The 26,790-nt window shown below is 69.4% G+C and carries 27 protein-coding genes and 1 tRNA gene; 17 read left to right on the top strand and 11 right to left on the bottom strand.

The window, feature by feature from the left end; genetic code table 11:
- Nucleotides 1-249: 249 nt before the first annotated feature.
- Nucleotides 250-1,221 carry a sodium-dependent bicarbonate transport family permease gene (locus AncyloWKF20_RS14970; protein ID WP_279314811.1) on the top strand — a complete coding sequence of 324 codons (972 nt, stop codon included), beginning with the start codon at nt 250-252 and terminating at the stop codon, nt 1,219-1,221.
- Between the two features lie 18 nt (nt 1,222-1,239).
- On the opposite strand, the gene AncyloWKF20_RS14965 is transcribed toward AncyloWKF20_RS14970, so the two are convergent.
- Together AncyloWKF20_RS14965 and AncyloWKF20_RS14960 are read right to left on the bottom strand one after the other, a co-directional pair.
- On the bottom strand, nt 1,240-1,926 hold the full coding sequence (locus AncyloWKF20_RS14965; RefSeq protein WP_279314810.1) for a DedA family protein: 687 nt from the start codon (nt 1,924-1,926) through the stop codon (nt 1,240-1,242).
- 227 nt (nt 1,927-2,153) lie between these two features.
- Nucleotides 2,154-2,230 (bottom strand) — tRNA-Arg (locus AncyloWKF20_RS14960).
- Nucleotides 2,231-2,541: 311 nt separating this feature from the next.
- On the opposite strand from AncyloWKF20_RS14960, the gene AncyloWKF20_RS14955 reads away from it, so the two are divergent.
- Complete coding sequence (locus AncyloWKF20_RS14955; RefSeq protein ID WP_279314809.1) at nt 2,542-3,360, top strand: thermonuclease family protein; 819 nt, start codon at nt 2,542-2,544, stop codon at nt 3,358-3,360.
- 35 nt (nt 3,361-3,395) lie between these two features.
- On the top strand, nt 3,396-4,880 hold the full coding sequence (locus AncyloWKF20_RS14950; RefSeq protein WP_279314808.1) for a M48 family metalloprotease: 1,485 nt from the start codon (nt 3,396-3,398) through the stop codon (nt 4,878-4,880).
- A gap of 20 nt (nt 4,881-4,900) precedes the next feature.
- On the opposite strand, the gene AncyloWKF20_RS14945 is transcribed toward AncyloWKF20_RS14950, so the two are convergent.
- From AncyloWKF20_RS14945 to AncyloWKF20_RS14930, 4 genes are all read right to left on the bottom strand, one after another.
- Entirely contained in the window at nt 4,901-5,770 is an 870-nt protein-coding gene (locus AncyloWKF20_RS14945; protein WP_279314807.1) for an RNA polymerase factor sigma-32, read from the bottom strand.
- A gap of 434 nt (nt 5,771-6,204) precedes the next feature.
- Complete coding sequence (locus AncyloWKF20_RS14940) at nt 6,205-6,804, bottom strand: CarD family transcriptional regulator (RefSeq protein WP_279314806.1); 600 nt, start codon at nt 6,802-6,804, stop codon at nt 6,205-6,207.
- Nucleotides 6,805-7,223: 419 nt separating this feature from the next.
- Nucleotides 7,224-7,559, bottom strand: a complete 336-nt coding sequence (gene fdxA, locus AncyloWKF20_RS14935; protein WP_279314805.1) for a ferredoxin FdxA — start codon at nt 7,557-7,559, stop codon at nt 7,224-7,226.
- Nucleotides 7,560-7,721: 162 nt separating this feature from the next.
- Complete coding sequence (locus AncyloWKF20_RS14930) at nt 7,722-8,963, bottom strand: glutamate-5-semialdehyde dehydrogenase (RefSeq protein ID WP_279317988.1); 1,242 nt, start codon at nt 8,961-8,963, stop codon at nt 7,722-7,724.
- 328 nt (nt 8,964-9,291) lie between these two features.
- Here AncyloWKF20_RS14930 and AncyloWKF20_RS14925 point away from each other — a divergent pair, with 328 nt between their 5' ends.
- The 10 genes from AncyloWKF20_RS14925 to AncyloWKF20_RS14880 all read left to right on the top strand — a co-directional run bounded on the left by AncyloWKF20_RS14925 (nt 9,292) and on the right by AncyloWKF20_RS14880 (nt 16,485).
- Nucleotides 9,292-10,122: a YihY/virulence factor BrkB family protein gene (locus AncyloWKF20_RS14925; RefSeq protein WP_279314804.1), complete on the top strand. Its 831-nt coding sequence runs from the start codon at nt 9,292-9,294 to the stop codon at nt 10,120-10,122.
- A gap of 103 nt (nt 10,123-10,225) precedes the next feature.
- Entirely contained in the window at nt 10,226-10,684 is a 459-nt protein-coding gene (locus AncyloWKF20_RS14920) for a host attachment family protein (protein WP_279314803.1), read from the top strand.
- 151 nt (nt 10,685-10,835) lie between these two features.
- Nucleotides 10,836-11,312 carry a tryptophan-rich sensory protein gene (locus tag AncyloWKF20_RS14915; protein ID WP_279314802.1) on the top strand — a complete coding sequence of 159 codons (477 nt, stop codon included), beginning with the start codon at nt 10,836-10,838 and terminating at the stop codon, nt 11,310-11,312.
- Between the two features lie 55 nt (nt 11,313-11,367).
- Complete coding sequence (locus AncyloWKF20_RS14910; RefSeq protein ID WP_279314801.1) at nt 11,368-11,571, top strand: twin transmembrane helix small protein; 204 nt, start codon at nt 11,368-11,370, stop codon at nt 11,569-11,571.
- 72 nt (nt 11,572-11,643) lie between these two features.
- Nucleotides 11,644-12,237 (top strand): cob(I)yrinic acid a,c-diamide adenosyltransferase, encoded by a 594-nt coding sequence (locus tag AncyloWKF20_RS14905; RefSeq protein ID WP_279314800.1) that lies wholly within the window; start codon nt 11,644-11,646, stop codon nt 12,235-12,237.
- Nucleotides 12,238-12,242: 5 nt separating this feature from the next.
- Nucleotides 12,243-12,869, top strand: coding sequence for a glutathione S-transferase family protein (locus tag AncyloWKF20_RS14900; RefSeq protein ID WP_279314799.1), 627 nt, complete (start codon nt 12,243-12,245; stop codon nt 12,867-12,869).
- Between the two features lie 90 nt (nt 12,870-12,959).
- The gene (locus tag AncyloWKF20_RS14895) at nt 12,960-13,679 is read left to right on the top strand and encodes a rhomboid family intramembrane serine protease (protein WP_279314798.1); all 720 of its coding nucleotides are present in this window, start codon (nt 12,960-12,962) and stop codon (nt 13,677-13,679) included.
- A 178-nt stretch (nt 13,680-13,857) separates the two neighbouring features.
- The gene (locus AncyloWKF20_RS14890) at nt 13,858-14,607 is read left to right on the top strand and encodes an electron transfer flavoprotein subunit beta/FixA family protein (RefSeq protein WP_279314797.1); all 750 of its coding nucleotides are present in this window, start codon (nt 13,858-13,860) and stop codon (nt 14,605-14,607) included.
- A 2-nt stretch (nt 14,608-14,609) separates the two neighbouring features.
- Nucleotides 14,610-15,557 (top strand): FAD-binding protein, encoded by a 948-nt coding sequence (locus AncyloWKF20_RS14885; protein WP_279314796.1) that lies wholly within the window; start codon nt 14,610-14,612, stop codon nt 15,555-15,557.
- 46 nt (nt 15,558-15,603) lie between these two features.
- Nucleotides 15,604-16,485: a 3-hydroxybutyryl-CoA dehydrogenase gene (locus AncyloWKF20_RS14880; protein ID WP_267584691.1), complete on the top strand. Its 882-nt coding sequence runs from the start codon at nt 15,604-15,606 to the stop codon at nt 16,483-16,485.
- Nucleotides 16,486-17,067: 582 nt separating this feature from the next.
- Here the strand turns inward: AncyloWKF20_RS14880 and AncyloWKF20_RS14875 are convergent.
- Both AncyloWKF20_RS14875 and AncyloWKF20_RS14870 read right to left on the bottom strand, forming a co-directional pair.
- A complete protein-coding gene (locus AncyloWKF20_RS14875; RefSeq protein WP_279317987.1) occupies nt 17,068-17,967 on the bottom strand; it encodes a DMT family transporter in 900 nt (299 codons plus the stop codon).
- 200 nt (nt 17,968-18,167) lie between these two features.
- Complete coding sequence (locus AncyloWKF20_RS14870) at nt 18,168-18,995, bottom strand: TlpA disulfide reductase family protein (protein ID WP_279314795.1); 828 nt, start codon at nt 18,993-18,995, stop codon at nt 18,168-18,170.
- A gap of 27 nt (nt 18,996-19,022) precedes the next feature.
- On the opposite strand from AncyloWKF20_RS14870, the gene argH reads away from it, so the two are divergent.
- Nucleotides 19,023-20,411, top strand: coding sequence for an argininosuccinate lyase (argH, locus tag AncyloWKF20_RS14865; RefSeq protein ID WP_279314794.1), 1,389 nt, complete (start codon nt 19,023-19,025; stop codon nt 20,409-20,411).
- A gap of 5 nt (nt 20,412-20,416) precedes the next feature.
- Nucleotides 20,417-21,016 carry a septation protein A gene (locus tag AncyloWKF20_RS14860; protein ID WP_279314793.1) on the top strand — a complete coding sequence of 200 codons (600 nt, stop codon included), beginning with the start codon at nt 20,417-20,419 and terminating at the stop codon, nt 21,014-21,016.
- 44 nt (nt 21,017-21,060) lie between these two features.
- On the opposite strand, the gene AncyloWKF20_RS14855 is transcribed toward AncyloWKF20_RS14860, so the two are convergent.
- The 3 genes from AncyloWKF20_RS14855 to AncyloWKF20_RS14845 all read right to left on the bottom strand — a co-directional run bounded on the left by AncyloWKF20_RS14855 (nt 21,061) and on the right by AncyloWKF20_RS14845 (nt 23,226).
- A complete protein-coding gene (locus AncyloWKF20_RS14855; RefSeq protein WP_279314792.1) occupies nt 21,061-22,107 on the bottom strand; it encodes an aldo/keto reductase in 1,047 nt (348 codons plus the stop codon).
- 82 nt (nt 22,108-22,189) lie between these two features.
- Entirely contained in the window at nt 22,190-22,636 is a 447-nt protein-coding gene (locus AncyloWKF20_RS14850; protein ID WP_279314791.1) for a DUF2267 domain-containing protein, read from the bottom strand.
- The gene (locus tag AncyloWKF20_RS14845; protein WP_279317986.1) at nt 22,633-23,226 is read right to left on the bottom strand and encodes an arylesterase; all 594 of its coding nucleotides are present in this window, start codon (nt 23,224-23,226) and stop codon (nt 22,633-22,635) included. Before AncyloWKF20_RS14845 ends, AncyloWKF20_RS14850 begins: the two co-directional genes overlap by 4 nt.
- 148 nt (nt 23,227-23,374) lie before the next feature.
- Here AncyloWKF20_RS14845 and AncyloWKF20_RS14840 point away from each other — a divergent pair, with 148 nt between their 5' ends.
- Both AncyloWKF20_RS14840 and AncyloWKF20_RS14835 read left to right on the top strand, forming a co-directional pair.
- Nucleotides 23,375-24,103 (top strand): ABC transporter ATP-binding protein, encoded by a 729-nt coding sequence (locus AncyloWKF20_RS14840; protein ID WP_279314790.1) that lies wholly within the window; start codon nt 23,375-23,377, stop codon nt 24,101-24,103.
- Nucleotides 24,100-26,700, top strand: coding sequence for an FtsX-like permease family protein (locus AncyloWKF20_RS14835; protein ID WP_279314789.1), 2,601 nt, complete (start codon nt 24,100-24,102; stop codon nt 26,698-26,700). Before AncyloWKF20_RS14840 ends, AncyloWKF20_RS14835 begins: the two co-directional genes overlap by 4 nt.
- Nucleotides 26,701-26,790: the final 90 nt, after the last annotated feature.

The raw sequence follows: 26,790 nt of genomic DNA, 5'->3' as shown, positions 1-26,790 counted from the left end.
GCCCCACGGGCTGGCCGTCTCACGAGAACCGCGGCGCGGCCCTCGGGCTGGCCGTTTCAGGAACAGGCGGCGCGGCCTTGCGCCGGCCGCGTCACAACCACCGCCTCCGCCATGCGGGGAGGCGGGAGTGCCTCTGGGGCCGGGCCGGCTGCCGCTGATGCGGGGCCGTGTCCGGCTTCACCACGTCTGAACCACCCGTCGTCACATCCACCACGGATCAACTGCCCGCCACCCACCCGGAGATCTGCCATGTCGCTCGCCAGCGCCGCCCTTCTCTCCCCACCGGTCCTGTGCTTCGGCCTTGGCGCGCTCGCCTGCGCGCTGCGCAGCAATCTGCGCGTGCCGGCGCCGGTGTTCGAGGCGGTGTCGATCTATCTGCTGCTGGCGATCGGTCTGAAGGGCGGGGCGGAACTGGCGGAGACGCGCTGGGCGGACTTTGCCGGTCCGGCCGCCGCCGCCCTCGGGCTCGGCATTCTGATCCCGCTCTGGTGCTACGCCGCGCTGCGGCGCGTCGCCGGCTTCAGCGTGGCGGACGCCGCCTCGCTCGCCGCCCATTACGGCTCGGTCTCCGCCGTCACCTTCATCGCGGTGGTCAGCTATCTGGAGCGCGCCGGCACGCCGCATGAGGGCTTCATGACCGCGATCCTCGCGCTGATGGAGGCGCCCGCCATCGTCGTCGCGCTGGTGCTGGCCCGGCTCGCGGGAGCGGGCGGGGAGGGCGGCGGCGCCCGCTCGCTCGGGCCGGCGCTGCATGAGGTGATCTCGGCCAAGAGCTTCCTGCTGCTGGTCGGCGGCCTGGTCATTGGCGGGGTGATCGGCAAGGCGGGGCTGGCCCCGGTACGGCCCTTCTTCGGCGACCTCTTCCTCGGCTTCCTCTGCCTGTTCCTGCTGGAACTCGGCATCGTCGCGGCGGAGAAGGCGGACGCGGCGTGGAAGGCGGGCGGGCGGCTCTTCGCCTTCGCGCTTCTCGCCCCGCTGGTGAATGGCGCGCTCGGCCTCGCCGCCGGCCATGCGGCCGGCCTGTCGGAAGGCGGGGCGGTGGTGCTGGCAACGCTGGCGGCGAGCGCTTCCTACATCGCCGCGCCGGCGGCGGTGCGGCTCGCTCTGCCGGAAGCGAACGCGGCCTATTCGCTGGCCGCCTCGCTCGCCATCACCTTCCCGTTCAATGTGGTGCTGGGCATTCCGCTCTACGCGGCGGCGGCGGGGTTCCTCTACCGCTGAGCCTCACAGCGGGCCGGCTCAGAGCGGGCCCGCCGGTTCGGCGAGACCCGTGCTGACCGGGGTGCGGCGCTGCCGGCGGCGCGGGGCGATGCGGTTCTTGATCACCTTGAGCACGACCGTGGTGACAACGAGCATCACCACGGTGATGCCGACCATGGAGAGCGCCCAGCCTTCCGTGCTGCCGCCGCCCAGCGCCTCGGCGCTCTCCGCCGCGAACCAGCCGGGCGCCAGCATCACCGGCGCCCAGACGAAGGCGGAGGAGACATTGGCGAGCTGGAAGCGGCGCTGCTCCATCCGCATCATGCCGGCGACCATCGGCATGGTGCAGCGGACCGGGCCGAAGAACCGGCCGATGAACACCGAGGCGAAACCGAAGCGGCGGAAGAACAGCCGCGCCTGCGCCACCTGGTGGCGGTAGCCCTGCAGCGGCCAGCGATGCACGACGCGCGGGCCGACCCAGCGGCCGAGCCAGTAGGAGGCGATGTCGCCGAGAATGGCGCCGGCGATCGCGCCGCCCACCACCGGCACCGGCTCGACAATGCCGGAGCCGACCAGCCCGCCAATCGCCAGCATCAGCGCGGTGGCGGGAATGACGAGGCCCAGAAGCACCAGTGACTCGCCGAAGGCGATGATGCCGACGACGACGGGAACCAGATAGCTGTGGCTCTGCATGAGCTGAGCCAGATCGGCGGTGATGCTCTCCATGACCTCGCAGAAAGACCTCTCTGAGAAACGGGCGGCCGGCGCAGGACGCCGACGGCCCCCATCTTGGAAGCGATCATGGCAAGGGCAAGACACCACGCTGCCGAAAGGTAAGGCAGGGCGCTTTGGTCGCGGGTCAAGCCGGCGTGATGGACGTCGTCGTTCAGCAACAGCGGCTGGCCGTCCGCCTCGGCCAGCGCCTCCCGCGGCAGGAGGCGCCCCGATGACGGTGGCCTCCCGGAAGGGAATCGAACCCCTGACCCCAGGTTTAGGAAACCTGTGCTCTATCCTGCTGAGCTACCGGGAGAGACCGCGCGTAGATGAACCGAAACGCCGGTCGCAATCAAGGGGGCGGGGCGGCTTGGGCGGTTGGGGGCTGGCGGCGTCGGTTCGGGCCGTTGGCTCATGGGCCGCGCGCAGATAGGTCCGCCCGCAGATCCACCCGTGCAGACCTAGGGGAATAGGCGCGGCTGCGTTATGCTGTGGGCCAAGCGCCGTCGAACCATCGGATCGCACATGCCCAGAGGCCGGGTTTCCGGAACGGGCCGGGACGAGCAGACAGGACCACCCGCGCGGCCGGCGCCGCGCGCAGGCGCGTGCGTCCATCCCAAGGCCGGCTTGTCCGTCGCCCGCTTTGCCGCGCTCATGGGCGCGCTCCTTCTCACCGGGACGGCGCCGCTCGCGGCGCAGGACTGCCCGTCCCCCGCGCAGCCTGCGGGGCGCGTCGCGGCGGTCGATGGGTTTGGCGACCTCGTTCTGGAGGATGGCCGCGTGCTGCGCCTGGCCGGCCTCGCCGTGCCGGCGGATGCGCTGGGTGCGGGTGAGGCCGCCTACCGCGCCGCGCTCGCGAAGCTGGTCGGGCAGGCGCCGCGTCTCGCGGTGATCGGCGCGCGGCCGGACCGCTTTGGGCGGCTCGCCGTCCGGCTGGCGGTGGCGGGCGCGGATGAGGCGGCGGCCAGCCTCCCAGTAACCAGCATCAATGAGCGCCTGCTTTCACAAGGTCTCGCCGTCGTGCGCCCGGAACCCGGGCTCGGGGCCTGTTTGCCCACGCTGCTCGCGGCCGAGGCGCCGGCGCGGCAGGCGAGGCGCGGCCTCTGGGCGGATCTGCCGGTTCCCGCCCGCGACGTGGCGCGCCTCAGCGCCCAGGAGGGGCGCTTCACAATACTGGCAGGGCGTGTGCTTTCGGTTGGAAAGGGCCGCGCGGTGGATTACCTCAATTTCGGCCCGGTTTGGCGTAATGACGCTACGGTGCGGCTGACAAAGCCGGCGCGCGCCGCGCTGGAGGCGGCCGGGACGAGCCCTGACGGGCTCGCCGGTGCGTTGATACTGGCGCGCGGGGTGGTTCATACCGCCGGCGGCCCGGCGATCACGGTCGAGGAGGCCGGGCAGATCGCGCGGCTGGATGAATGGGACGGGAAGCGGGCGGGGACGTGGTGAGGGCGCCACAGCAGAAGGCAACGGCCGGACGGGGCATGACGGGCGCGGCGCCGCGCATGGCCCGCGCGCTGGCGCTTGCCGGCCTGTTCGCGCTCGGCCTCGTGCTGGCCGGCTGCGCGGGGCTGGAGCCCGCCCGGCAGGCGCAGGCGCCGACCCCGCAGGCCGCTCCCGGCTTCGACGACATGATGACGCCCGCGCAGCGCCGCGAGCATGAGCGCCTCGTCGCCTCCTATGGCGGCGCCTATAACGACCCCAAGCTCCAGGCCGAGGTGCAGCAGATCGTCACCCGGCTGGTCGCCGCCTCCGAGCGGCCGGACCAGAAATACCGCGTCACCATCCTCAATTCGCCGGCCATCAACGCCTTCGCTTTGCCGAACGGCTCGCTCTATGTGACGCGCGGCCTGCTCGCGCTCGCCTCCGACAATGCCGAGATCGCCTCGGTGCTGGCGCATGAGATGGCGCATGTCATCGCCAACCACGCGGCGACGCGCGAGGACCAGATGAAGCAGGCGGTGCTCGTCTCGCGCGTCATCTCCGATGTGGTGAACGATCCCGATCTCGGCGCGCTGGCGCTGGCCAAGAGCCGCATCTCGCTGGCGAGCTTCTCGCGGGCGCAGGAGCTGGAGGCGGACGCCATCGGCGTCGGCATCAGCGCGCGCGCCGGCTTCGATCCCTATGGCGCCGAGCGCTTCCTCACCACCATGGGCAAGCAGGCCTCGCTGAAGACCGCCTCGACCATGGGCCAGACCGGCAGCGGTGAGCAGGCGGACTTCCTCGCCACCCATCCGGCGACGCCCGAGCGCATCTCCATCGTCATGGCCAATGCCCGCGAATATGCCTCGCCCAACAAGCCGGGCGAGCGCGACCGGGGCGAGTATCTCGGCGCCATTGACGGCCTCGTCTATGGCGACGACCCGAAGGAAGGCTTCATTCGCGGCCGCCGCTTCTTCCACCCCAAGCTCGGCTTCACCTTCAGCGCGCCGGAAGGCTTCGCGCTGGAGAACACCTCGCAGGCCGTGCTGGGCGCCTCTGCGTCGGGCCGCGAGGCGCTGCGGCTCGACGCGGTCCGCGTGCCCGGCGACCAGTCGCTGGCGCAGTATTTGTCGTCCGGCTGGATCGAGGGTGTCGAGGTCTCCTCGGTGGAGAGCCTGGTGCTGAACGGCTTCCCGGCGGCGACCGCCGTGGCGCGCGGCGACCAGTGGTCGTTCCGCATGTTCGCCATCCGCTTCGGCAGCGATGTCTACCGGCTGATCTTCGCCGCGCGCGAACTGACCCCGGAGCTCGACCAATCCTTCCGCGCGGCGGCGGAGACCTTCCGGCGCGTCTCCATCGAGGAGGCGGAGAATGTGAAACCGCTGCGCATCCGCATCGTCACCGCCGGCATCACCGACACGCCGGAAAAGATGGCGGCGAAGATGGACACGCAGGACAAGGCGCTGGAGCGTTTCCTGATCCTCAACGGCCTCGATCGCGGCGACAAGCTCGTCTATGGCGAGCAGTACAAGATCGTCGCGGAATAGCCGGGCGGGACGGAGCTAAATCAGCCGAAGGCGCCGCGCGGCACGCCCTCGCCCTGGGTGAGGGCGACGCGCAGCTTCTCGATGGCGCGGCTCTCGATCTGCCGCACCCGCTCCTTGGAGATGCCGAGCCGCGCGCCGAGCGTCTCCAGCGTTTCGCTTTCCTCGCTCAGCCGCCGCGCCTTGATGATGCGGATTTCGCGCTCGTTCAGCGCGGTCAGCGCCCGGTGCAGCCAGCGCCGACGGCGGGCGCCGTCGATCTGCTGCGACACCTGCTCGTCGGGCAGCGGGTCGGTGGCGATGAGCTGGTCCATGCGCTCGGCGCCATTCTCGTCGTCCGAGGCCAGCGGGGCGTTGAGCGACAGGTCGGGAACGTTCAGCCGGGCGTCCATGCGGGCGACCTCGACCGGGTTCACGCCGAGATTGCGGGCGATGGAGAGGTGCATCTCCTCGCGCGTCGCGGTGCTGTCGGCGCGCTCAAGCTTGGCGCGCATGCGGCGCAGGTTGAAGAACAGCGCCTTCTGGCCGGAGGAGGTGCCGCCGCGCACGATGGACCAGTTGCGCAGCACATAGTCCTGAATGGCGGCGCGGATCCACCAGGTCGCGTAGGTGGAGAAGCGCACCTCATGCGCCGTCTCGAAGCGGGCGGCGGCCTCCATCAGGCCGATATGGCCTTCCTGGACGAGGTCGGACATGGGCAGGCCGTAATTGCGGAAGCGCCGGGCAATGGCGATGGCAAGGCGCATATGGGCGCGAATGAGGGCATGCAGCGCCTGCTCGTCGCGCGCCTCGCTCCAGCGGCGGGCGAGTTCATATTCCTGCTCGCGGCCAAGCAGGGGTGCCTTCATCGCTTCACGCGCCAGCCGGCTGTGGCGCTCGCCCGGATCGCTCATGCGCGTCTCCCCACGGCTCCGGTCATGACCCCGCACGCGCCGGGCGCGCCGGACAGGACCAACCGCAAGTGAACGCCGGGAGGCGCCGAAGGTTCCCGGGGAGGCAACGCGGCCTTCCCTTATGCCCGCCGGCCCCCCCACCGTTATCCCCTTCCCACCGTCATCCCGGACGGCCGAAGGCCGAGCCGGGATCGCTGACACAGCTTGGCCCAATGGACGATCCCGGCTCTTCGCTGCGCTCCGGCCGGGATGACGAAGGTTTGGAGGACTGGCGCCGGCATGCCGCCGAGGCGGGCGCTGCGGGGGTACGACGCGGACGGGCGGGTCAAGCCCGGCCGTGAGGGTGCAAGGGGGGAACGGTCCTGCCACGCCCCCCAACGAAAAAGCCCGGCGCGAGGCCGGGCTTTTCCTGAAACGATCGGAAGGCGTGCCGCTCAGGCGGCGGCTTCCTCGGGGTCGTCCTCGGCCACTTCGGCCTCGGCTTCCGCCTCGCCCTTGCCGGTGCGGCGCGGGCCCTTGAGCAGGTTCTGCTCGATCTGCTTGATCGCCTCGGTCTCGGTCAGGTTCTCAACCGCCGCGAGTTCGCGGGCCATGCGGTCGAGCGCGGCCTCGTAGAGCTGGCGCTCGGAATAGGACTGCTCGGGCTGGGCGTCGGAGCGGTAGAGGTCGCGGACCACTTCGGAGATCGCGACGAGATCGCCGGAATTGATCTTCGCCTCATATTCCTGCGCGCGGCGGCTCCACATGGTGCGCTTCACGCGGGCGCGGCCCTTGAGGGTCTCCAGCGCCTTCTTCATCACGGTGGCGTCCGAAAGCTTGCGCATGCCGACGGTGGCGATCTTCGGCACCGGTACGCGCAGCGTCATCTTGTCCTTTTCGAAATGAATGACGAAAAGTTCAAGCTTGAAACCCGCGACTTCCTGTTCCTCGATCGCCGTGATGCGTCCCACGCCATGCGAGGGATAGACGATGTGCTCGCCCGTCTTGAAACCCTGGCGGATGTTGGTGGACGGCTTCTTCGTCGTCGACGTCATGCTGTGCCTGCTCCTGGGTCTCGGTTCTTCGGCGCCACGCCGCCCTCGACGCGCGTCGCCCCCGCGCGCGGCAGCCCGCGAGGTCAAGAAACACCCCGGCTGTGGCGGATGCCGCAGCCGTACTTCAGCCGTCGACGGAAAATTCAGGAAGTCCCGGCGCGCGGAGGCGCGCTGGACGAGAACCCGACATGAATTCCGGGAAGATCGCTCCGGTTCGGGAGCGTTGCACCATGGCAAATCCATTCGACTGCACGAGCAGCCTTGTAACACAAATCCGGTGGAAATCAAAATACTGCCGCAATGCAGCGCGCACGCGGATTCGCTCGCGGCGCGAGGGCAGCGGCGGCGTGTCAGGCGCCAGGACAGGCGCTACATGGCGACGTCGGCATTCCCGGAACGGGTGCCGCAACGGTGCGTCGTCAGTCCTGCTTACCCGGTTCGGGCGAGAGATACTGTAGCTTGTCGGCTACACCATCCCATTCCTTCGCCTCGGGCAGCGGATCCTTGCGCTCGGTGATGTTCGGCCAGACCTTGGAATAGTCGGCGTTGAGCGTGAGCCACTTCTCAAGGCCCGGCTCAGTGTCCGGCTTGATCGCCTCGGCCGGGCATTCCGGCTCGCACACGCCGCAATCGATGCACTCGTCCGGATGGATGACGAGGAAGTTCTCGCCCTCATAGAAACAGTCGACGGGACACACCGAGACGCAGTCGGTGTACTTGCACTTGATGCAATTGTCCGTGACGACGTAGGTCATTCATCCGGTCTCCGCGCGAGGCATGTGGTTTGGCCCGCGGCTCTCCCCTAGCGCACCCTTTTGGGGGGCGCAAGGAAGCTGTTTGGAAGCATATTGAACGCCGAAAGCCCGTGAAAACCCGCATGGGCGCTGAATCGCGCGCCCAGGCGGGTCGCCGCCGGCTCAGGGGCGGATCTGCCCGGTGCCGCGCACCCGGTACTTGAAGGAGGTGAGCTGTTCGGCGCCCACCGGCCCGCGCGCGTGCATCCGCCCCGTGGCGATGCCGATCTCGCCGCCGAAACCGAACTCGCCGCCATCGGCGAACTGGGTCGAGGCATTGTGAACGACGATGGCCGAATCCACCTCGGCGAGGAAGCGCTCGGCGGCGGCGGCATCCTCGGTGAGGATTGCGTCCGTGTGATGGGAGCCATGCGTCTCGATATGGTCGATGGCGGCATCCAGCCCGTCCACCAGCTTCACCGCGATCACCGCGTCGAGATATTCGGTGCGCCAGTCCTCCTCGCTCGCCGGGGTGACGCGCGGGTCGACCGCCAGCGCGGCCTCATCGCCGCGCACCGCGCAGCCCGCGTCGAGCAGCATGGTCACGAGCGGGCTGAGCAGCGTGTCGGCGGCGCGCGAATCCACCAGCAGCGTCTCCGCCGCGCCGCACACGCTGGTGCGCCGCAGCTTGGCGTTCTTGACGATGGTCAGCGCCTTGGCGAGGTCGGCGGCCTGGTCGACATAGACGTGAACGATGCCTTCCAGATGGGCGAAGACCGGCACGCGCGCCTCCGCCTGCACGCGGGCGACGAGGCTCTTGCCGCCGCGCGGCACGATCACGTCAAGCGTACCGTCGAGGCCGGCGAGCATGGCGCCCACCGCCGCGCGGTCGCGGGTCGGCACCAGCTGGATGGCGTCGGCGGGCAGGCCGGCCGCGGTGATGCCCTCAACCATCGCCGCATGGATGGCGCGGCTGGAATGGAAGCTGTCCGAGCCGCCGCGCAGGATCACCGCATTGCCGGCCTTGAGGCACAGGCTGCCGGCGTCCGCCGTCACATTGGGGCGACTCTCATAGATCACGCCGATGACGCCGAGCGGGGTGCGCACGCGCTCGAGACGCAGGCCGTTCGGCCGCTCCCAGCTCTCCGTCACCGCGCCGACGGGATCGGGCAGGGCGGCGATTTCGGCGACGGCGCTGGCGACGCCCTCGAGCCGGGCGGGCGTCAGGGTGAGGCGGTCGATCATCGACTCGGCGATACCGGCGGCGCGGGCGGCGGCGACATCCTCGGCATTGGCGCTGAGGATCTCGCCCGCCCGGGCACGGATCGCCGCGGCGGCGCCGTTCAGCGCCGCGGTCTTGGTTTCCGCCGAGGCCAGAGCCAGGGCGCGGGCGGCGGCGCGGGCGCGCCGGCCCATGGCGCGCATCAGCGTCTCGACCTCGCCCGGCGCCGCACCCGCCGGCGCCGGCGCGAGGCGGCCGGTGTCGGAGGCGGAAACGGCGCGGGCGGCGGAGGCGGACATGATTGTCACTCGCAAAGCCGGCCGCGCGGGTGTGCGCGGCCATCAAGGGGCGCTTTGTCTATCACAAACCGGCCGGGGGCGGCAAAGCACGTATCGCGTGCGACAGGCGCCCGCCCATTCCGCGCTGTCCCCCACCCGGCGCATCTGCCGCGATGGCCTGCCCTTGCCATTTGGCCTGCGGTGTCCGATGTCACGTGCTGCCGTCGTGCCAATGAGGAGACTGGGCGTCTTGATGCGTGCCTTCGACATCGCGTGGGACGCCTTCTGGCGCTTCGTCGAGGATGATGGCTGGGCGATCTCCAGCCATATCGCGCTGTCGGCGTTGATGTCGCTGTTTCCCTTCCTGATCTTCGTCACCGCGCTCGCCGCCTTCTTCGATTTCAAGAATCTGGCCGACGAGACGGTGCAGCTCATGCTGGAGGCGTGGCCCTCGCAGGTCGCCGACCCCATTGGCCGCGAGATCAAGAACGTGCTCACCCAGGTCCGCACCGATGTGCTGACCATCGGTGTGGTGCTGGCCATCTACTTCTCGTCGAACGGCATTGAGAGCCTGCGTATCGGGCTGAACCGCGCCTATGGCGTGCGCGAGCAGCGTTCATGGTACTGGCTGCGCCTTGAATCCATCGGCTATGTCGTGGTCGGCGCGGCCGGGCTTCTGGCCCTGTCTTTCCTCGTCGTGCTCGGCCCGGTGCTGTGGCTGACCGCGGTGCGCTGGGTGCCGGCGCTCGCGCCCTTCGGCTGGGTGATCACTTTTCTGCGCTATGCCGCGACCTCGGCGATCCTGATCGTCGCGCTGGTGGTGGCGCATATGTGGCTGCCGGCCGGCAAGCGCTCGCTGGCGGATGTCGCGCCGGGCATCCTGGTCACGCTCGCCCTGTGGCTGGCGGCGGGTGCCGCTTTCGGGCGCTATCTCGCGGAATTCGCCAACAACTACGTCACCACCTATGCGGGCCTCGCCTCGGTGATGATCGCGCTGGTGTTCCTCTACACCACCGCCTCGATCTTCGTGTATGGCGGCGAACTCAACGCCGCGATCCGCCGCTTCCGCGAAGGCCGGCTCTGAGCCTTCCCGACAGGGAACCGATCGCTTCCGCCCCGCTTGACCTTGCTCAAGGCGCATGCCCGGCCGGCATGCGCCCAATGACAGCGTCAAAAGGAGGCATGCCATGAGCACCAGCTATGACAAGATGCGGATCGAGGCCGGCGCCTGGGTCGTCGTGTGCGACGGCCGCAAGGCGTTGATCCTGTGCAACAAGGGCGACGCCGCCTTTCCCAATCTGCGCACCCACGAGGTGCATGAGCAGGACAACCCGCCGACCCGCGAGCAGGGCACGGATTCGCCCGGCCGCGTGCATCAGTCGGCTGGCACCGCGCGTTCGGCGGTCGAGACCACCGACTGGCAGGATGAGGGCGAGCGCGACTTCCTGCGCCAGATCGCCCAGCGGCTCGACAAGGCGGTGGCGGCCGGCGAGGTCAGCGCGCTCATCATCGTCGCCGCCCCGCGCGCGCTCGGCATGATCCGGCCGTTCTATTCGCGGGCGCTCAGCGATGCCCTGACCAGCGAGGTCGACCGCGACATGGTCAAGCTGCCGGTCTACGAGATCGAGAAGCATCTGGCGGCCTGAGGCCGGTCCCTTCACCAAAACGCCGGCGCCCATGTGGCGCCGGCGCTCTTTCATCGTCCGGTCATCCCATCCGGGGCGCCGCGCGTAAGAAGCGGCTACTGTGCGAGGACGCGCCCGAATCGGCGGGGCGGCCAGCACGGGGATGGACCGCATGAAGACCCTTTCCTTCTTCCGCCTTGTCGTCGCCGTGGGGCTCTGCCTCGGGGTCGGCGCCATCGGCTCGCTCGTCACCACGCCGCAGATCCCGACCTGGTATGCGGGCCTGGTGAAGCCGGCCTGGAACCCGCCGAACTGGGCCTTCCCCATCGCCTGGACGACGCTCTACGTGCTGATGGCCGTGGCGCTGTGGCGGCTCTGGCAGCTTCACGCACCCTCGCCCGCGCGGCGCCGCGCCATCCTGCTGTGGTGCCTGCAACTCGCCCTCAACGCCGCCTGGTCGCCGGTGTTCTTCGGCATGGAAGCGCCCGGCGCGGCACTCGCCGTCGTCATCGCGCTCTGGCTCGCCATCGCCGCGACGATCTGGGCGGCGGCGAAAATCGACCGCATCGCGGCCGGGCTGCTGGTGCCCTATATTCTCTGGGTCTCCTATGCGACCAGCCTGAACGCAGCCATCGTGGCGCTCAACTGAGCCGCCGCGCCTCCCGCCACGCGGGCTGGAAGCCCGCAAGCGCCCCGGAAAGTCCATGGACATGCTGTTCTTCGCCAAATTCCTCCTCCTGCCGGTCGCGCTCGGCGCGGTGGCGGTGGTGCTGATCCTCGGCCTCGCCAATCTGGCGCGCGGCGGCTCGCCGCAGCGCTCGCAGAAGCTCATGCAATGGCGCGTGCTCTTGCAGGCGGTGGCGCTGTGCTTTGTGCTCGCCACCATCTTTCTCATGAGCCAGAGCTGACGCCTTTCCACCCGCCGGCGCCGCCCGTCGCGCGCCGCCCCGACGTCCCATCACAAGGAGCCCGGCGCCCCCATGGTCGTGCTGAACCGCATCTACACCCGCACCGGCGACGACGGCACCACCGCGCTCGGCACCGGCGAGCGCCGGCCGAAATATGATCTGCGCGTGACCGCCTATGGCACGGTGGACGAGACCAACGCTGCCCTCGGCGTGGTGCGCCTCCATACCGGGCCGGACAGCGCCTTTGGCGATTTCGACGCGGTGCTGGCGCGCGTCCAGAACGATCTGTTCGACCTCGGCGCCGATCTCGCCACCCCCGATGACGGGGTGGATCGCGGCTGGGAGCCGCTGCGCATCGTCGGCACGCAGGTCGACAAGCTGGAGCGCGACATCGACCTTTTGAACGCGCCGCTGAAACCGCTGCGTTCCTTCGTGCTGCCCGCCGGCACTCCCGCTGCGACGCATCTGCATGTCGCCCGCACCGTCTGCCGGCGCGCCGAACGCCTCGTGGTCGAGCTCTCCCAGACGCCGGGCGAGATCGTCTCGGAACCGGCGGTGCGCTATCTCAACCGCCTCTCCGACCTGCTCTTCGTCATGAGCCGCGCCGCCAATCACCGGGCGAGCGGCGACGTGCTCTGGGTGCCGGCGGCCGGCCGCGAGGGGTGAGGGGCGTGATGGCTGCGCCGCGTCTCTACGGCACGAGCGACAGCGTCTATGTGCGGATCGCGCGGCTGGCCCTCGCTGAGAAGGGCGTGGCCCATGAGCTGGTGCCGGTCGACCCCTTCGCCCCCGGCGGGCCGCCGGCCAGCTATCTGCGGCACCACCCTTTCGGCCGTATCCCGGCCCTGGAGCATGAGGGTTTCTGGCTCTACGAGACCGCTGCGATCACCCGCTATGTCGACGACGCTTTCCCCGGCCCCTCGCTTCAGCCGGCCGGCGCGCGGGAGCGGGCGCGCATGAACCAGCTCATCGGCATCGCCGACGCCTATGCGTATCGCCCCTTGGTCTGGGGCGTTTATGTCGAGCGGGTGGAGAAGCCCGCTTCCGGCAGGGTCTGCGACGAGGCCCGGCTTGCCGCGGCGCTGGTCGAGGCCGGCACCTGCCTGTCCGCCATCACGGCGCTGATGGGCGAGAGGCCCTTCCTCGCCGGCGCGCGGCTGAGCCTCGCCGACCTTCATCTCGCACCGATGATCGACTATTTCCGCCGCGCGCCGGAAGGGGCGGCGCTTATCGCGGCCCATCCCGGCCTTGCCCGCTGGTGGGAGCGCATGGCGGGCAGGGCGCAGGCACCGGTTTGATGGTGTTTTTGCCCGCGACGCGGCATTGTCATGCGGCGCCCGTCGCCGCGTTGTCCCGCGAATCATCGCCCGAGCTGCCGTCCCACGCCCATGCTGCTGCCGATCAATGACGACAACCCGCTCGAAGGCATCACCCACGCCTATGTCACCTGGGCGCTGATCGCGGCGAATGTCGTCGTGTTCCTGCTGGTGCAGCATGGCTACCGGCCGGAGATCGACATCGCCTCGGCTTTCGGCTACGGCGCCATTCCCGCCGTCGTCACCCATGCCGCCGTGCTGCCGGACGAATATGTCCGCCTGCCCTCGGAGCTGACGCTGGTCTCCTACATGTTCCTGCATGGCGGCTGGCTGCACCTCATCGGCAACATGGCCTTCCTCTGGGTGTTCGGCGACAATGTGGAGGATGCGCTCGGCCATGCCCGCTTCCTCGCTTTCTACCTGCTCTGCGGCATCGCCGGGGGCCTCGCCCACGCATTCGCCGTGCCGGAATCGCCGGCGCCGCTGATCGGCGCCTCGGCGGGGGTGTCGGGTCTGGTCGGCGCCTATCTCATGCTGCACCCCAATGTGCGCATCTGGGTGCTGGTGTTCCTGCGCATCCCGCTGCGCATTCCCGCCATCTGGCCGCTCGGGGCGTGGATCGCCTTCCAGCTCTGGAACCTCATCGCGGCGGGCGACGAGGAGACCGCCTGGTGGGCGCATATGGGCGGGCTGATCGCCGGGGCGGCGCTCATCGTCGTCATGCGCCGCAAAGGTGTCCCGCTCTGGGTGCTGACGCGGGACGGGACACCGGACGGGCATCCCCCGGTGTGATCACAAACGCCCTTTCGCCACGTTGACACACCCTTGGCGGGTCCATAGTTTCGCCCGGCTTTCCGCGGGCTGATGCCGCGCCGGGTCGGCCTTTTCCTCCCCTCCCGGTTCCGCTGCGTCGCCTTCCCCCCATTGCGGCTGCCGGGGCGGGCCTCTCCCGCCGGGCGGGAGATGTGAGATGAAGATCCTTGTGCCCGTGAAGCGGGTGGTCGACTACAACGTCAAGATCCGCGTCAAGGCGGACGGCTCAGGGGTCGAGCTCGCCAACATCAAGATGTCGATGAACCCCTTCGACGAGATCGCCGTCGAGGAGGCGCTGCGGCTCAAGGAAGCCGGCAAGGCGACCGAGGTGATCGCCGTCTCCATCGGCCCGGTGAAGACCGACGAGACCATCCGCACCGCGCTCGCCATGGGCGCGGATCGCGGCATCTGGGTGAAGACGGAGGAGGTCGGCGTCGAGCCGCTGGCGGTGGCCAAGCTGCTCAAGGCCATCGTCGCGCAGGAAGCCCCCGGCCTCGTCATCCTCGGCAAGCAGGCGATCGACGACGATTGCAACCAGACCGGCCAGATGCTCGCCGCGCTGCTCGGCTGGCCGCAGGCGACCTTCGCCTCCAAGGTCGTGATCGGCGAGGGCACGGTGGATGTGACCCGCGAGATCGATGGCGGCCTGCAGACGCTGAGCCTCGATCTGCCGGCGGTGCTGACCACCGATCTGCGCCTCAACGAGCCGCGCTATGCCTCGCTGCCCAACATCATGAAGGCGAAGAAGAAGCCGATCGAGGAGAAGGCCCCGGCCGATCTCGGCGTCGACCTCGCCCCGCGCCTGCAGGTGATCTCGACCACCGAGCCGAGCGGGCGCAGCGCCGGCATCAAGGTTTCCTCGGCCGCCGAGCTGGTCGGCCATCTCAAGACGGCGGGAGTGCTCTGACCATGGCCGCGACGCTTCTTCTCGCCGAACATGACGATTCGAGCCTCAACCCCGTCACCGCCCGCGCCCTGACCGCCGCGCTGGCGCTCGGCGCGCCGGTGCATGTGCTGGTGGTCGGCAGCGGTTGCGCCCCCGCCGCCGAGGCTGCGGCCAAGCTCGATGGCGTGGCCGAGGTGCTGGTCGCCGACGCGCCCGTCTACGCCCACCGCCTCGCCGAGCCGGTGAGCGCGCTCCTGGTGGCGCTGGCGGGCGATTACAGCGCCGTCGTCGCCCCCTCGACCGCCTTCGGCAAGAGCGTGCTGCCGCGCTTTGCCGCGCTGATCGACGTGATGCAGGTCTCCGACGTGATCGCGGTGGTCAGCCCCGACACGTTCGACCGGCCGATCTATGCCGGCAACGCCATCCAGCGCGTGCGCGCGACCGACGGGACCCGCGTGCTGACCATCCGCACCGCGTCCTTCGCCCCGGCGGGCGAGGGCGGTGCCGCGCCGATCCGCGCCGTCGGCCCGACCGAGGCGCCCGCGCAGACCCGGTTCCTGGCTGAGGAAGTCGCCCACAGCGCCCGTCCCGAACTCACCGCGGCGCGGGCCATCGTCTCCGGCGGGCGTGCCGTCGGCTCGGCGGAGAACTTCCACGCGCTGATCGAGCCGCTGGCGGACAGCCTCAGTGCGGCGGTCGGCGCCTCGCGCGCGGCGGTCGATGCGGGCTATGCCCCCAATGACTGGCAGGTCGGCCAGACCGGCAAGGTGGTGGCGCCCGAGCTTTACGTCGCCATCGGCATTTCCGGCGCCATCCAGCATCTCGCCGGCATGAAGGACAGCAAGGTCATCGTCGCCGTCAACAAGGACGAGGACGCGCCGATCTTCCAGGTGGCGGATTACGGGCTGGTGGGCGACCTGTTCCAGATCGTGCCGGAGCTCACCGCCGAAATAGCTAAGGCAAAAGCCTGACGGGTCTCTATACTGGATCCAAAGGGCAGGGCGGACAGGACGAACCATGGCTTTCGAGATCAAGACCGTCGGCATCATCGGCGCGGGGCAGATGGGCAACGGCATTGCGCATGTCTGCGCGCTGGCCGGCTATGACGTCGTGCTGAACGACCTCGAAAAGGACCGCGTCAAGTCGGGCCTCGCCACCATCAATGGCAACATGGCCCGGCAGGTCTCCAAGGGCCTGTATTCCGACGAGACCAAGCAGGCCGCGCTCGGCCGCATCCACGGCACCGACCAGGCGTCCGATCTCGGCGATGTCGACCTGCTGATCGAGGCGGCGGTGGAGAAGGAGGAGATCAAGCGCAAGATCTTCTCCTCGGTCTGCCCGTTCCTGAAGCCCGAGGCGATCCTCGCCACCAACACCTCGTCCATCTCCATCACCCGGCTCGCCGCCTCGACCGACCGGCCGGAGCGCTTCATCGGCATTCACTTCATGAATCCGGTGCCGCTGATGCAGCTGGTCGAGCTGGTGCGCGGCATCGCCACCGAGGACGAGACCTTCGAGCTCTCCAAGGGCTTCGTCACCCGGCTCGGCAAGACCTATGCGGTGGCGGAGGATTTCCCCGCCTTCATGGTCAACCGCATCCTGCTGCCGATGATCAACGAGGCGATCTACACGCTCTATGAGGGCGTGGGCTCGGTCGACGCCATCGACACCGCCATGCGCCTCGGCGCCAACCACCCGATGGGCCCGCTCCAGCTCGCCGATTTCATCGGGCTGGATACGTGCCTGTCCATCATGCAGGTGCTGCATGAGGGTCTGGCCGATTCCAAGTACCGCCCCTGCCCGCTGCTGGTGAAGTACGTCGAAGCCGGCTGGCTGGGCCGCAAGACCCAGCGCGGCTTCTACGACTACCGCGGCGAAAAGCCGGTGCCGACCCGTTAGAAGCGGGGCACGCCGGCACGCTGAGGGGGGGCATCGGGTGCCGTTCGGGGCCTGAGATGATTGCAACCCCGCCACCTCTTGCACCGTCATGGCCGGGCTTGGCCCGGCCATCCACGACTTCCCGCTGGATGGACGTTGCACAGCTTCCGGCAGCGCTCTGTCGCCCCGCAAGTCATCGATGCCCGGGTCAAGCCCGGGCATGACGTGGTGAGAGAGGGCGAGGCCGGTCAACCACTCCCGTCCCGCCCGTCATCCCGGCCGCAGCGTGGCGGAGAGCCGGGATCGGTTCCCCATTCAAGTAAGGCTCGCGATCCCGGATCGACCTTCGGCCGTCCGGGATGACGGCGGTGGCTGACGGCGCCGGATGACGGAACGCGTTTCCACCCCTCACGCGGTCATGGCCGGGCTTGACCCGGCCATCCACGTCTTGCCGACGGATGTGCCCTAAGAAGTCATGGATGCCCGGGCCAAGCCCGGGCATGACGTCGTTTGGGTGGCACTGTCTCACTCGGGGCCAGGGCGACCGATCCCGGATCGGCGCTTGGCCGTCCGGGATGACGGCTTCTGGGAGCCGCCGCCGCCCTACCGCCCGATCCCCCGCGCCCACCGCCACGGGCGCCCGTCAATCGCCGCCAGCCCCAAAGCGATGATGGCGAAGCCGGCGAATTCGCGGGGTTCCAGCGCCTCGCCGAGCACCAGCGCGCCGAGCAGGATCGCGCTGACCGGCACGAGGAAGGTGACCAGCGAGATGTTGGTCGCCCCGTTCCGCGCGAGGATGCGGAAATACAGGATGTAGGCGATGCCGGTGGAGAGCACGCCGAGCCCGGCCAGCGCGCCGACCACCTTGAGCGAGGGCATCGGGAGCTGCCAGGGCGCGTCCAGCACGGCGATGACCGGCAGCAGCATCAGGCTGGAGAAGGCGAGCTGGGTCATGGCGACGCCGAGCGGGGGCAAAGCGCGGAAGCGGCGGCCATAGACGCTGGCGAAGCCATAGGAGACGGTCGCGCCGATGGCGGCGAGCTGGGCGGCGAGGTTGTGGCCGCCGAGCTGGCCGAGCAGCGCCGGGCCCATCATCACCGCCACGCCGGCAAAGCCGAGGCTCACCCCCACCAGCTTGCCGGCGGTGAATTTCTCGTCCCGCGTGAAGGCCTGCGCCACCAGCACGGTGAAGAGCGGGGTCGCGGCGTTGAGGATCGAGGACAGGCCGCTCGGGATATGCTGCTGCGACCAGGCGATCAGCCCGAAGGGGATGATGTTGGCGATGAGCGCGAGCAAAGCGAATTCCGCCATCAGCCGGCGGTTGAGCGGCAGCCGCACCCCGGCGAGGCGGGCGATGACATAGAGCGCGCCGGCGCCGATGGTCACGCGCGCGAACACCATGGTGAGCGGCGGGATCTCGGCGATGGCGACCTTGCCGAAGAAGAACGAGCCGCCCCAGATCAGCGAGAGCAGCACCAGCGCGCCCCAGTCGCCGGCCGCCATCGGGTGCGGGCCGGTGTGGGCGGGCGTGGAGGATGCCGGAGCGGGGGTCGCGAGCCCTTGGGCGGGGGCGGGCTCGGGGTGCGACATGGGGCCGGCTCCTGCAACGCGGGCGCGGCGGGCGCCCTCAAGACGCGCGCTCTACTCCATCGCCGCGCCCCGCGCCACCCGATTTCACGGGACGGGTACGGGGATAGGCCGGCTCAGGGCTGGGAAGGGGCGGTGCCCAGCGCGGCGCGAATGAGCGCGAGCGCATCCGGGCTCGCCCATTCCGCCGGGCCGGCGATGTGGCCGATCTCGCAACCCTGCGCGTCGATGAGCATGGTGGTCGGCAGGCCGAAGCCGCGCCCCACCGTGCGCAGATCCTGGAACGCCTTGGCCTTGGGGTCGGTGTAGAGCGCCAGCTCCTTGATGCCGGTCTCCTCCAGGAAGCGCTTGGGCTTGTCGGGGTCGCGCGTGTCGATGTTGAGGGCGACGACGTTGAAGGCGGGGGCCTGCGGGCTCGTCCCGGTGCCGTCCCCGGTGCCGAGCTTGGCCTGAAGCTCGTCGAGCGCCGGCATCTCCTTGCGGCAGGGCACGCACCAGGTCGCCCAGATGTTGACGAGCTTCAGCCCGTCGCCGCCGACCTTGGCGAGCGTCAGCGGCGTGCCGTCGGGACCGAGAAAGGCGAGGTCGGGGATGCGGGTGGGGGTGAGCGTCGGGGCGAAGGCGGCAAGCTCCCCCTTGGCGAGATCCGCGATGCGGCGGGCGGTGTCGCTCGCCGCCTGACAGGCGGGGTCCTTGCCGGACACACTGGCCTGACTGGCCACCTGATTGGCCTGATCGTTCACCCCACTGGCCTGACTGGTCACCGTTCCCGCGCCGTTCGTGGCAATGGCGTTGCGCGGATCACCCCCGATCCCGTATACGCCTGCCAGCACGGCGGCGCCGCCGAGCAGGAGCGCCGCGGCCACGATCAGCAGGCGGCGCCGCCCGGGGCGCGCCGCGTGTGTGCCTTCGTCGCCCGTCGGCGTCTCGGGTCGTTCGGTCATGACCGTCCTCGCGGAGAAAAGTTGAGCATGAGCAACAAGATGTGGGGTGGCCGCTTCGAGACCGGCCCCGACGCGATCATGGAGGAAATAAACGTCTCCATCGGTTTCGACCAGCGCCTCTACGCGCAGGACATTGCCGGCTCGAAGGCGCACGCCGCTATGCTGGCGGCCAAAGGCATCATCGACAAGGCAGATGCCGAAAAGATCGTGGCGGGTCTAGACACGATCCTGTCAGAGATCGAGGGCGGCCAGTTCACCTTCCAGCGGGCGCTGGAGGACATCCATATGAATGTGGAGTCCCGCCTCGCCGCCCTGATCGGCACATCCGCCGGCCGCCTCCACACCGCCCGCTCCCGCAACGACCAGGTGGCGACCGATTTCCGGCTCTATGTGCGCGACACGCTGGACACGCTGGATGTGCAGATTCGTGATTTGCAGAAGGCACTTACGGAGAAGGCGCTGCAATATTCCGGCACCGTGATGCCGGGCTTCACGCATCTCCAGACCGCCCAGCCGGTGACCTTCGGCCACCATCTCATGGCCTATGTCGAGATGCTCGGGCGCGACCGCGGGCGGCTGCGCGATGCCCGCGCGCGGCTCAACGAGTGCCCGCTCGGCGCCGCCGCGCTGGCTGGCACGTCGTTCCCGATCGATCGTTTCGCTACCGCAACGAGCCTTGGATTTGATAGGCCCACGGCCAATTCGCTGGATTCCGTCTCCGACCGCGACTTCGTGCTGGAGACGCTGGCGGCGGCCTCGATCTGCGCCATGCACCTCTCCCGCTTCGCCGAAGAGATCGTGATCTGGACCTCGCCGCTGGTCGGCCTGATCAAGCTGTCTGACCGCTTCACCACCGGCTCGTCGATCATGCCGCAGAAGCGCAACCCCGACGCGGCCGAGCTGGTGCGCGCCAAGATCGGCCGAATTGCCGGTGCTTTCAATGGCTTGCTGATGGTCATGAAGGGCCTGGCGCTGGCCTATGCCAAGGACATGCAGGAGGACAAGGAGGGCGCGTTCGATGCCTTCTCCACCCTCTCGCTGATGATCGCGGCGACCGCTGGCATGGTCCGCGACATGGTGCCGGACGAGAAGAAGATGAAGGACGCGGCGGGCTCGGGCTATTCCACCGCGACCGATCTCGCCGACTGGCTGGTGCGCGTGCTCGGCCTGCCCTTCCGCGAGGCGCATCACGTCACCGGCCGCATCGTCTCGCTGGCGAGCGGGCAGGGGATCGCTCTGCACAAGCTGAAACTTGAGGAAATGCAAAGCGTTGAGCCGCGCATTACCAAGGAGGTGTTCGGCGTGCTCTCCGTGTCGAAGTCGGTGGCGAGCCGCGTCTCCTATGGCGGCACGGCGCCGAAGAATGTGCGCGCGCAGGCCAAGCGCTGGCTCAAGCAACTCGCCAAGGAAGGCTGATCCGCATGGCCGACACCACGGGCCCGACGCCGCTGCGCAAGATGCACCCGGCGCTGAAATTCGCGCTGGAGCTGGGGCCGCTGGTGGTGTTCTTCATCGCCAATGGCCGCGCCGGCATCTATGTCGCCACCGGCGCCTTCATGGTGGCGACCTTCGCGGCGCTGCTGGTGATGTGGCTGATCGCCCGCAAGATCGCGGTCATGCCGCTGGTCTCGGCCGTGGTGGTGCTGGTGTTCGGCACGCTCACGCTCTGGCTGCAGGACGACCATTTCATCAAGATGAAGCCGACCATCGTCAACGCGCTGTTCGGCGGCCTGCTGCTGGGCGGGCTCATCTTCCGCAAGCCGCTTCTGCCCTATGTGCTGGGCGACGTGTTCCAGCTCACGCCGGAAGGCTGGCACAAGCTGACCATACGCTGGGGCGTGTTCTTCCTCGTCATGGCGGTGCTGAACGAGGTGGTCTGGCGCTCGGTCTCGACCGATACCTGGGTGGCCTTCAAGACCTTCGGCTATCTGCCGCTGACGCTGGTCTTCGCCATGGCGCAGGTGCCGCTGATGACCGCCCATGCCGCCAACGACCCGGCAAAGCCGACGGACGGCACGTAGGAACACAGGCGGGGCCATCACGCCCCGCCCGCGTCAAACCGGCCTTACGGGCAGGGATTGCCGCGCAGCTGGTGGACCGCGTCGACCTTGGCTTCCAGCTCCGGCGTGAAGGCGACATTGATCGCGTCGATGTCGTTCGTCAGCTGCTCCATCGTGGTCGCGCCAATGATGACCGAGGTCATGAACTCGCGCGACAGGCAGAAGGCGATGGCGAACTGCGCCGGGTCGATGCCGGCTTCCCGGGCGATGGCAAGATAGTCGTCGATCGCCGCTTCCGCGCCGGGTGTCTGGTAGCGCTGGCCACGGTTGAACAGCGTGGAGCGGGCACCCGCCGGGCGGGCGCCGTTCTGGTACTTGCCGGTGAGATAGCCCTGCGCCAGCGGGGAATAGGCGAGCAGCCCCACATCCTCGCGCAGGCTCACCTCGGCAAGCGCCGTCTCATAGGTGCGGTTGAGCAGGTGATAGGCGTTCTGCACCGAGGCCGCGCGCGGGCCCCCCGTGCGCCCGGCCTCGTCGAGAAAGCGCATCGTGCCCCAGGCACTCTCATTGGAGAGGCCGATATGGCGCACCTTGCCCTCCTTCACCAGCTCGGCAAAGGCGTCCAGCGTCTCGGCGATCGGCGTCTCGTCGCCCGCCACAGACTTCCAGCGCGTCGGGTTGGAGCCGAAATAGGCGATCGGCCGGCCCGGCCAATGGAGCTGGTACAGGTCGATATAGTCGGTCTGCAGCCGGGTGAGGCTTTTCTCAACCGCTTCGCGGATCTGGCCGCGCGTCGGGCGGGCCGGGGAGCCGTCGTCGCGGAACCATGTCATCTCCGAGAGACCGCACACCTTGGTGGCGAGGATCACCTTGTCGCGGTTGCCGCGCGCCTTGAACCAGGAGCCGATCACGCGCTCGGTCGAGCCCTGCGTGTCCGGCTTGGGCGGGATCGAGTAAAGCTCGGCGGTGTCGAAGAAATTGATGCCCCGATCGAGGGCGTAGTCCATCTGCGCGTGGCCTTCGGCCTCGGTGTTCTGCTCACCATAGGTCATGGTGCCCAGGCAAATGGCGCTGACCTCGAGGCCGGTGCGGCCGAGCGGGCGGTACTGCATGGCAATGTCCGGGATTCGTCAGGAAGGGGGTGCCTGATGATAGGAGCGCCAACCCAGTGGTACAAGCTGCCGCAAGGGAGGGTCAGGACGCCGCCGGGGTGGCCGCCGGTTCGATCCCCCAGAAGTGCGCCGCTTCCAGCGGCAGGCGCCGCAACGCCTGCCTGAAGACGGCCACGTCGACATGGCGCCGCAGCACCGCGCCGACCTGCGCCACCGCCTGATCGCTCGCGAGGTTATGGTGCGCGCGCAGGCTCCTGACGTCGCGCAGCACCTCCTCCGCCGCCCAGGAGGCGGCGCCGATCCCCTCGGCGCGCCAGTTCTCGATGAACAGCGCGCCGAGTAGCGGCGGCAGCGCGGCGGCGAAGACCAGCACCTCGCCCGGCGCCAGCCGCCGGCGAAAGGCGCGGAACACCGCATCGACCACCGTATAAGCCTGATGGCGGCTGGAGAGCTGCGCCGTGTCCGCCACCTCGGCCAGGAACGCGTCGAACGCCTCGCTGGCCCGGCGATAGGCCATCGGCACGGTCATGGCGCGCTCTTGAGCGTGGCGAGCCAGCGTTCCACCGCCGGGGTGATGCGCTCGACGATGACATCGACGCCCGCCGCTGTCGGGTGGATACCGTCGGGCTGGTTGAGCTTGCCCTGCCCGGCCACGCCGTCGAGGAAGAACGGGTAGAGCGGCACGTCATATTTCGCCGCAAGGCGCGGATAGATCGCGTTGAACCGTTCGGCATAACCGCCGCCGAGATTTGGCGGGGCGACCATGCCGGCGAGCAGCACGGGAATCTTGCGCTCCTTCAGCCGCGCCAGAATGGCGTCGAGCGACTTTTCCGCGATGGCGGGATCGAGCCCGCGCAGCGCGTCATTGGCGCCGAGTTCCAGGATGACGCCCTGCGTCCCGTCCGGGATCGACCAGTCGAGCCGCGCGAGGCCAGCGGTGGTCGTGTCACCGGACACACCGGCATTCTCGATCACCACATCGTGACCCTTCGCCTTGAGCGCCGCCTGAAGTTTCGCGGGAAAAGCGTCCTTGGCGGGCAGGCCGAGACCGGCCGTCAGGCTGTCGCCAAAGGCCACCAGACGGAGCGGTTCGGCGTGCAGCGGGGTCATGGCCATCATCAATCCCGCGAGAGCGAGCACCGGGAGAGCGACGTTCAGCGTCCACCGTCCCTTTCGCGACGTAAACAAGGCGCCATATCCTGCCGAACCTACCGCACCGCAGCGCGCCGCTCCGGCGCGCCTCCCGCCGACGAACGCCCAGGACCACATGCAGCCGAACTCCTCATCCAAGCCCGCCATCACCCTCGACAAGGTCGAACTCTCCCTCGGCTACGGCGCGGCGCGCGTTCATATCCTCAAAGGTGTGTCGCTCAATATAGGGCAGGGTGAGGCGGTCGGCCTCGTCGGGCCGTCGGGTTCCGGCAAATCAAGCCTGCTGATGGTGCTGGCGGGGCTGGAGCAGGCGAACTCCGGCACGGTGACGGTGGCGGGCGAGGAGCTGACCCGGCTCGACGAGGATGCGCTGGCGCGCTTTCGCGGCCGGCATGTCGGCATCGTGTTCCAGGCCTTCCATCTCATCCCGACCATGACCGCCATCGAGAACGTGGCCGTGCCGCTGGAACTCGCCGGGCGGGCGGATGCCTTCGAGCGGGCGGCGGCGGAGCTGGCCTCGGTCGGCCTCGGCCACCGGCTCGACCATTACCCCTCGCAGCTCTCGGGCGGCGAGCAGCAGCGCGTGGCGGTGGCCCGCGCGCTGGCACCGGAGTCGCGCATCCTTGTCGCTGACGAGCCGACCGGAAATCTCGACGAGGCGACCGGCCGTCAGATCATGGACCTGCTCTTCGCCGCGCAGACCCGGCGCGGGGCGACGCTGGTGATCGTCACCCATGACCTCGCGCTTGCGCGCCGCTGCGACCGCACCATCCGCCTGCGCTCCGGCCAGATCGAGGGCGACGAAGTCGCCGCGACGGCGCTCAGTGCCGGGGTGCCGGCATGAGCCTCTCCGCCCTGTCGTCGCGCGCCGAAGCCGGCCGCCCGTCTCCGCTCGGCATGCGCGCCCGCTCCTCGCTCGCCCTGCGCTTTGCCCTGCGCGAACTGCGCGGTGGCGTGCGCGGCTTCGGCGTATTCCTCGCCTGTCTGGCGCTCGGCGTCGCCGCTATCACTGGCGTCGGTTCTTTCTCGCGCGCCCTGACCGACGGCCTCGCCCGCGAGGGCACGACGCTGCTCGGCGGCGACGCGGCGTTCACCCTCGTCCAGCGCGAGGCGAGCCCCGAGGAATTGGCGCTGATCCGCGCCGGCGGCAACGTCTCGACCATCGCCACGCTGCGCGCCATGGCGCGGGCGGGCGAAGGCGACAGCCTCAATTCCACGCTGGTCGAGGCCAAGGCGGTGGATGGCGCCTATCCCATGGTCGGTGCCATGGAATTGGACCCGCCGCAGCCCATCGACCGCGCCCTCGCGTCGACCGATGGCCGCTTCGGCGCGCTGGCCGATCCGGCGCTGGCCGAGCGGCTCGGCATCAAGGTCGGCGATGCCTTCCAGCTCGGCGAGGCGACGCTGCGCCTCACCGGCCTCATCACCCGCGAACCTGACGCGCTCTCCACCGGCATCGGCTTCGGGCCTCGCCTCATGGTGTCGCTTGACGCGCTGCGCGCCTCGCAGCTTCTCCAGCCCGGCAGCCTCGTGCGCTGGCACTACCGGGTGAAAATGGCGGATCCTTCCGCGCTGACCGGCTTCGTCGAGCGCGTCCAGGAAGGCGTGCCGCAGGCGGGCTTCGAGGTGCGCACGCGCGATGCCGCCGCCCCGCGCCTTGAGAACAATGTCCGCCGCTTCACCGAATATCTGACGCTGGTTGGGCTCACCGCCCTGCTGGTCGGCGGCGTCGGCGTCGCCAATGCAGTGAAGAGCCATCTCGACGCCAAGCGCGGCGTCATCGCCACCTTCAAGAGCCTGGGTGCGCCGGGCGGCACGGTGTTTACCATCTATCTGGTCGAGGTCGGCCTCATCGCCGCCATCGGCATCGCCATCGGCCTTGTCGTGGGCGCGGCGCTGCCCTTCGCGGTTAACGCGGCCTTCGGCCATCTGCTGCCCATTGCCATCGAGCCGAGCCTGCAACCGGCGGCGTTGCTGCTGGCGGTGGCCTATGGCGCGCTGATCGCGCTCGCCTTCGCGCTGTGGCCGCTGGGTCTGTCGCATGACGTCCCGGTCTCGGCGCTGTTCCGCGACGAGGTGGAGACGCGCGGCCGCCGGCCCCGGCGCTCCTATGTGATCCTCACCGTGCTCGCCATTGCCGCGCTTGCCGCGCTGGCAGTTGCGGCTTCCGAGGAGCGGCGCATCGCGGTCTATTACCTGATCGCCTCGGCGAGCGTGCTGGTGATGCTGCGCCTCGTCGGCACCGGCATCATGGCGCTCGCCCGCCGCCTGCCGCGCCCGCGCCTCACCGAGGCCCGGCTGGCGCTCGCCAATATCCACCGCCCGGCGGCGCTGACCCCGACCATCGTGCTGTCGCTGGGGCTGGGGCTGACGCTGCTCGTCACGCTGTCGCTGATCGACCGCAGCCTCACGCGCGAGCTGACGTCACGCCTGCCCGAGCAGGCACCGAGCTTCTTCTTCCTCGACATCCAGAACACCGAAACGGACCGCTTCGCCAGTTTCCTGCAGCAGCAGGCGCCGGCCGGGACGGTGGAACTCGTGCCGATGCTGCGCGGGCGGCTCATCACCCTCGGCGACCGCCCGGCGGAGAGCATCACCCCGCCGCCGGAATTCGCCTGGGTGCTCTCCTCCGATCGCGGCATCACCTATGCCGACGCGTTGCCGGAGGGCTCGCGCCTCGTCGCGGGCGAGTGGTGGGGCGCCGACTATGCCGGGCCGCCGCTGGTGTCCTTCGAGAAGGAGATCGCCGATGCCTTCGGGCTGAAGATCGGCGACAGCGTGACGGTGAACGTGCTGGGACGGCCGATCACCGCCCGCATCGCCAATCTCCGGCAGGTCGAGTGGGAGCGGCTCGCCATCAACTTCGTCATGGTGTTCTCACCCAACACCTTCCGCGGCGCCCCGCACACCTCCATTGCCACACTCACCTTGCCCGGCGGTGGCGAGGCAGGGGTGGAGAGCGGCGTGTCGCGCGCGGTGGCGCGGGACTTCCCGGCCGTCACGGCGGTGCGGGTGAAGGAGGCGCTGAGCCAGATCGGCGAGATCGTCGCGAACCTGCTGCTGGCGATCCGTGGCGCGAGCCTCGTCACGCTGGTGGCAAGCGTCCTCGTGCTCGCCGGCGCGCTGGCGGCGGGCCAGCATCACCGGGTCTATGACGCGGTGATCCTGAAGACGTTAGGTGCCACCCGCGCCCGGCTCGTGCTCGCCTATGTGCTGGAATATGCCGCGCTCGGCCTTGTGACGGCGGTGGTCGCGCTCGGGGCCGGCTCGGCCGCCGCCTATCTGGTAACCACGCAGGTGATGAAGGTCGCCTTTGCCTGGTCGGGCAGCGCGGCGCTCAGCGCGGTCGGCATCGCGCTGGTGCTCACCGTCGGCTTCGGTCTCATCGGCACCTGGCGGGCGCTGGGGCAGAAGCCGGCGCGCATCCTGCGCAATCTGTGACGCTCAGCGCCCCGGTCGGCCGTGCGGGCGCGTTAAGCCTGTCGCAAACTTAACTTGCGGCAGGCGGGTGCGGACCTCATATTCCCGGTA

Source organism: Ancylobacter sp. WKF20, from assembly GCF_029760895.1.
Lineage (GTDB): Bacteria > Pseudomonadota > Alphaproteobacteria > Rhizobiales > Xanthobacteraceae > Ancylobacter.
The sequence above is the reverse complement of the archived record's forward strand: the minus strand, read 5'-3'. Positions and strand labels throughout refer to the sequence as shown.

Coding starts and splice junctions, on each gene's coding strand:
- AncyloWKF20_RS14970 (WP_279314811.1), top strand. CDS start 250: ATGTCGCTCGCCAGCGCCGCCCTTCTCTCCCCACCGGTCCTGTGCTTC.
- AncyloWKF20_RS14965 (WP_279314810.1), bottom strand. CDS start 1,926: ATGGAGAGCATCACCGCCGATCTGGCTCAGCTCATGCAGAGCCACAGC.
- AncyloWKF20_RS14950 (WP_279314808.1), top strand. CDS start 3,396: ATGACGGGCGCGGCGCCGCGCATGGCCCGCGCGCTGGCGCTTGCCGGC.
- AncyloWKF20_RS14945 (WP_279314807.1), bottom strand. CDS start 5,770: ATGAGCGATCCGGGCGAGCGCCACAGCCGGCTGGCGCGTGAAGCGATG.
- AncyloWKF20_RS14940 (WP_279314806.1), bottom strand. CDS start 6,804: ATGACGTCGACGACGAAGAAGCCGTCCACCAACATCCGCCAGGGTTTC.
- fdxA (WP_279314805.1), bottom strand. CDS start 7,559: ATGACCTACGTCGTCACGGACAATTGCATCAAGTGCAAGTACACCGAC.
- AncyloWKF20_RS14930 (WP_279317988.1), bottom strand. CDS start 8,963: ATGCGCGCCATGGGCCGGCGCGCCCGCGCCGCCGCCCGCGCCCTGGCT.
- AncyloWKF20_RS14925 (WP_279314804.1), top strand. CDS start 9,292: ATGCGTGCCTTCGACATCGCGTGGGACGCCTTCTGGCGCTTCGTCGAG.
- AncyloWKF20_RS14920 (WP_279314803.1), top strand. CDS start 10,226: ATGAGCACCAGCTATGACAAGATGCGGATCGAGGCCGGCGCCTGGGTC.
- AncyloWKF20_RS14915 (WP_279314802.1), top strand. CDS start 10,836: ATGAAGACCCTTTCCTTCTTCCGCCTTGTCGTCGCCGTGGGGCTCTGC.
- AncyloWKF20_RS14910 (WP_279314801.1), top strand. CDS start 11,368: ATGGACATGCTGTTCTTCGCCAAATTCCTCCTCCTGCCGGTCGCGCTC.
- AncyloWKF20_RS14905 (WP_279314800.1), top strand. CDS start 11,644: ATGGTCGTGCTGAACCGCATCTACACCCGCACCGGCGACGACGGCACC.
- AncyloWKF20_RS14895 (WP_279314798.1), top strand. CDS start 12,960: ATGCTGCTGCCGATCAATGACGACAACCCGCTCGAAGGCATCACCCAC.
- AncyloWKF20_RS14890 (WP_279314797.1), top strand. CDS start 13,858: ATGAAGATCCTTGTGCCCGTGAAGCGGGTGGTCGACTACAACGTCAAG.
- AncyloWKF20_RS14885 (WP_279314796.1), top strand. CDS start 14,610: ATGGCCGCGACGCTTCTTCTCGCCGAACATGACGATTCGAGCCTCAAC.
- AncyloWKF20_RS14880 (WP_267584691.1), top strand. CDS start 15,604: ATGGCTTTCGAGATCAAGACCGTCGGCATCATCGGCGCGGGGCAGATG.
- AncyloWKF20_RS14875 (WP_279317987.1), bottom strand. CDS start 17,967: ATGGCGGCCGGCGACTGGGGCGCGCTGGTGCTGCTCTCGCTGATCTGG.
- AncyloWKF20_RS14870 (WP_279314795.1), bottom strand. CDS start 18,995: ATGACCGAACGACCCGAGACGCCGACGGGCGACGAAGGCACACACGCG.
- argH (WP_279314794.1), top strand. CDS start 19,023: ATGAGCAACAAGATGTGGGGTGGCCGCTTCGAGACCGGCCCCGACGCG.
- AncyloWKF20_RS14860 (WP_279314793.1), top strand. CDS start 20,417: ATGGCCGACACCACGGGCCCGACGCCGCTGCGCAAGATGCACCCGGCG.
- AncyloWKF20_RS14855 (WP_279314792.1), bottom strand. CDS start 22,107: ATGCAGTACCGCCCGCTCGGCCGCACCGGCCTCGAGGTCAGCGCCATT.
- AncyloWKF20_RS14850 (WP_279314791.1), bottom strand. CDS start 22,636: ATGACCGTGCCGATGGCCTATCGCCGGGCCAGCGAGGCGTTCGACGCG.
- AncyloWKF20_RS14845 (WP_279317986.1), bottom strand. CDS start 23,226: ATGATGGCCATGACCCCGCTGCACGCCGAACCGCTCCGTCTGGTGGCC.
- AncyloWKF20_RS14840 (WP_279314790.1), top strand. CDS start 23,375: ATGCAGCCGAACTCCTCATCCAAGCCCGCCATCACCCTCGACAAGGTC.
- AncyloWKF20_RS14835 (WP_279314789.1), top strand. CDS start 24,100: ATGAGCCTCTCCGCCCTGTCGTCGCGCGCCGAAGCCGGCCGCCCGTCT.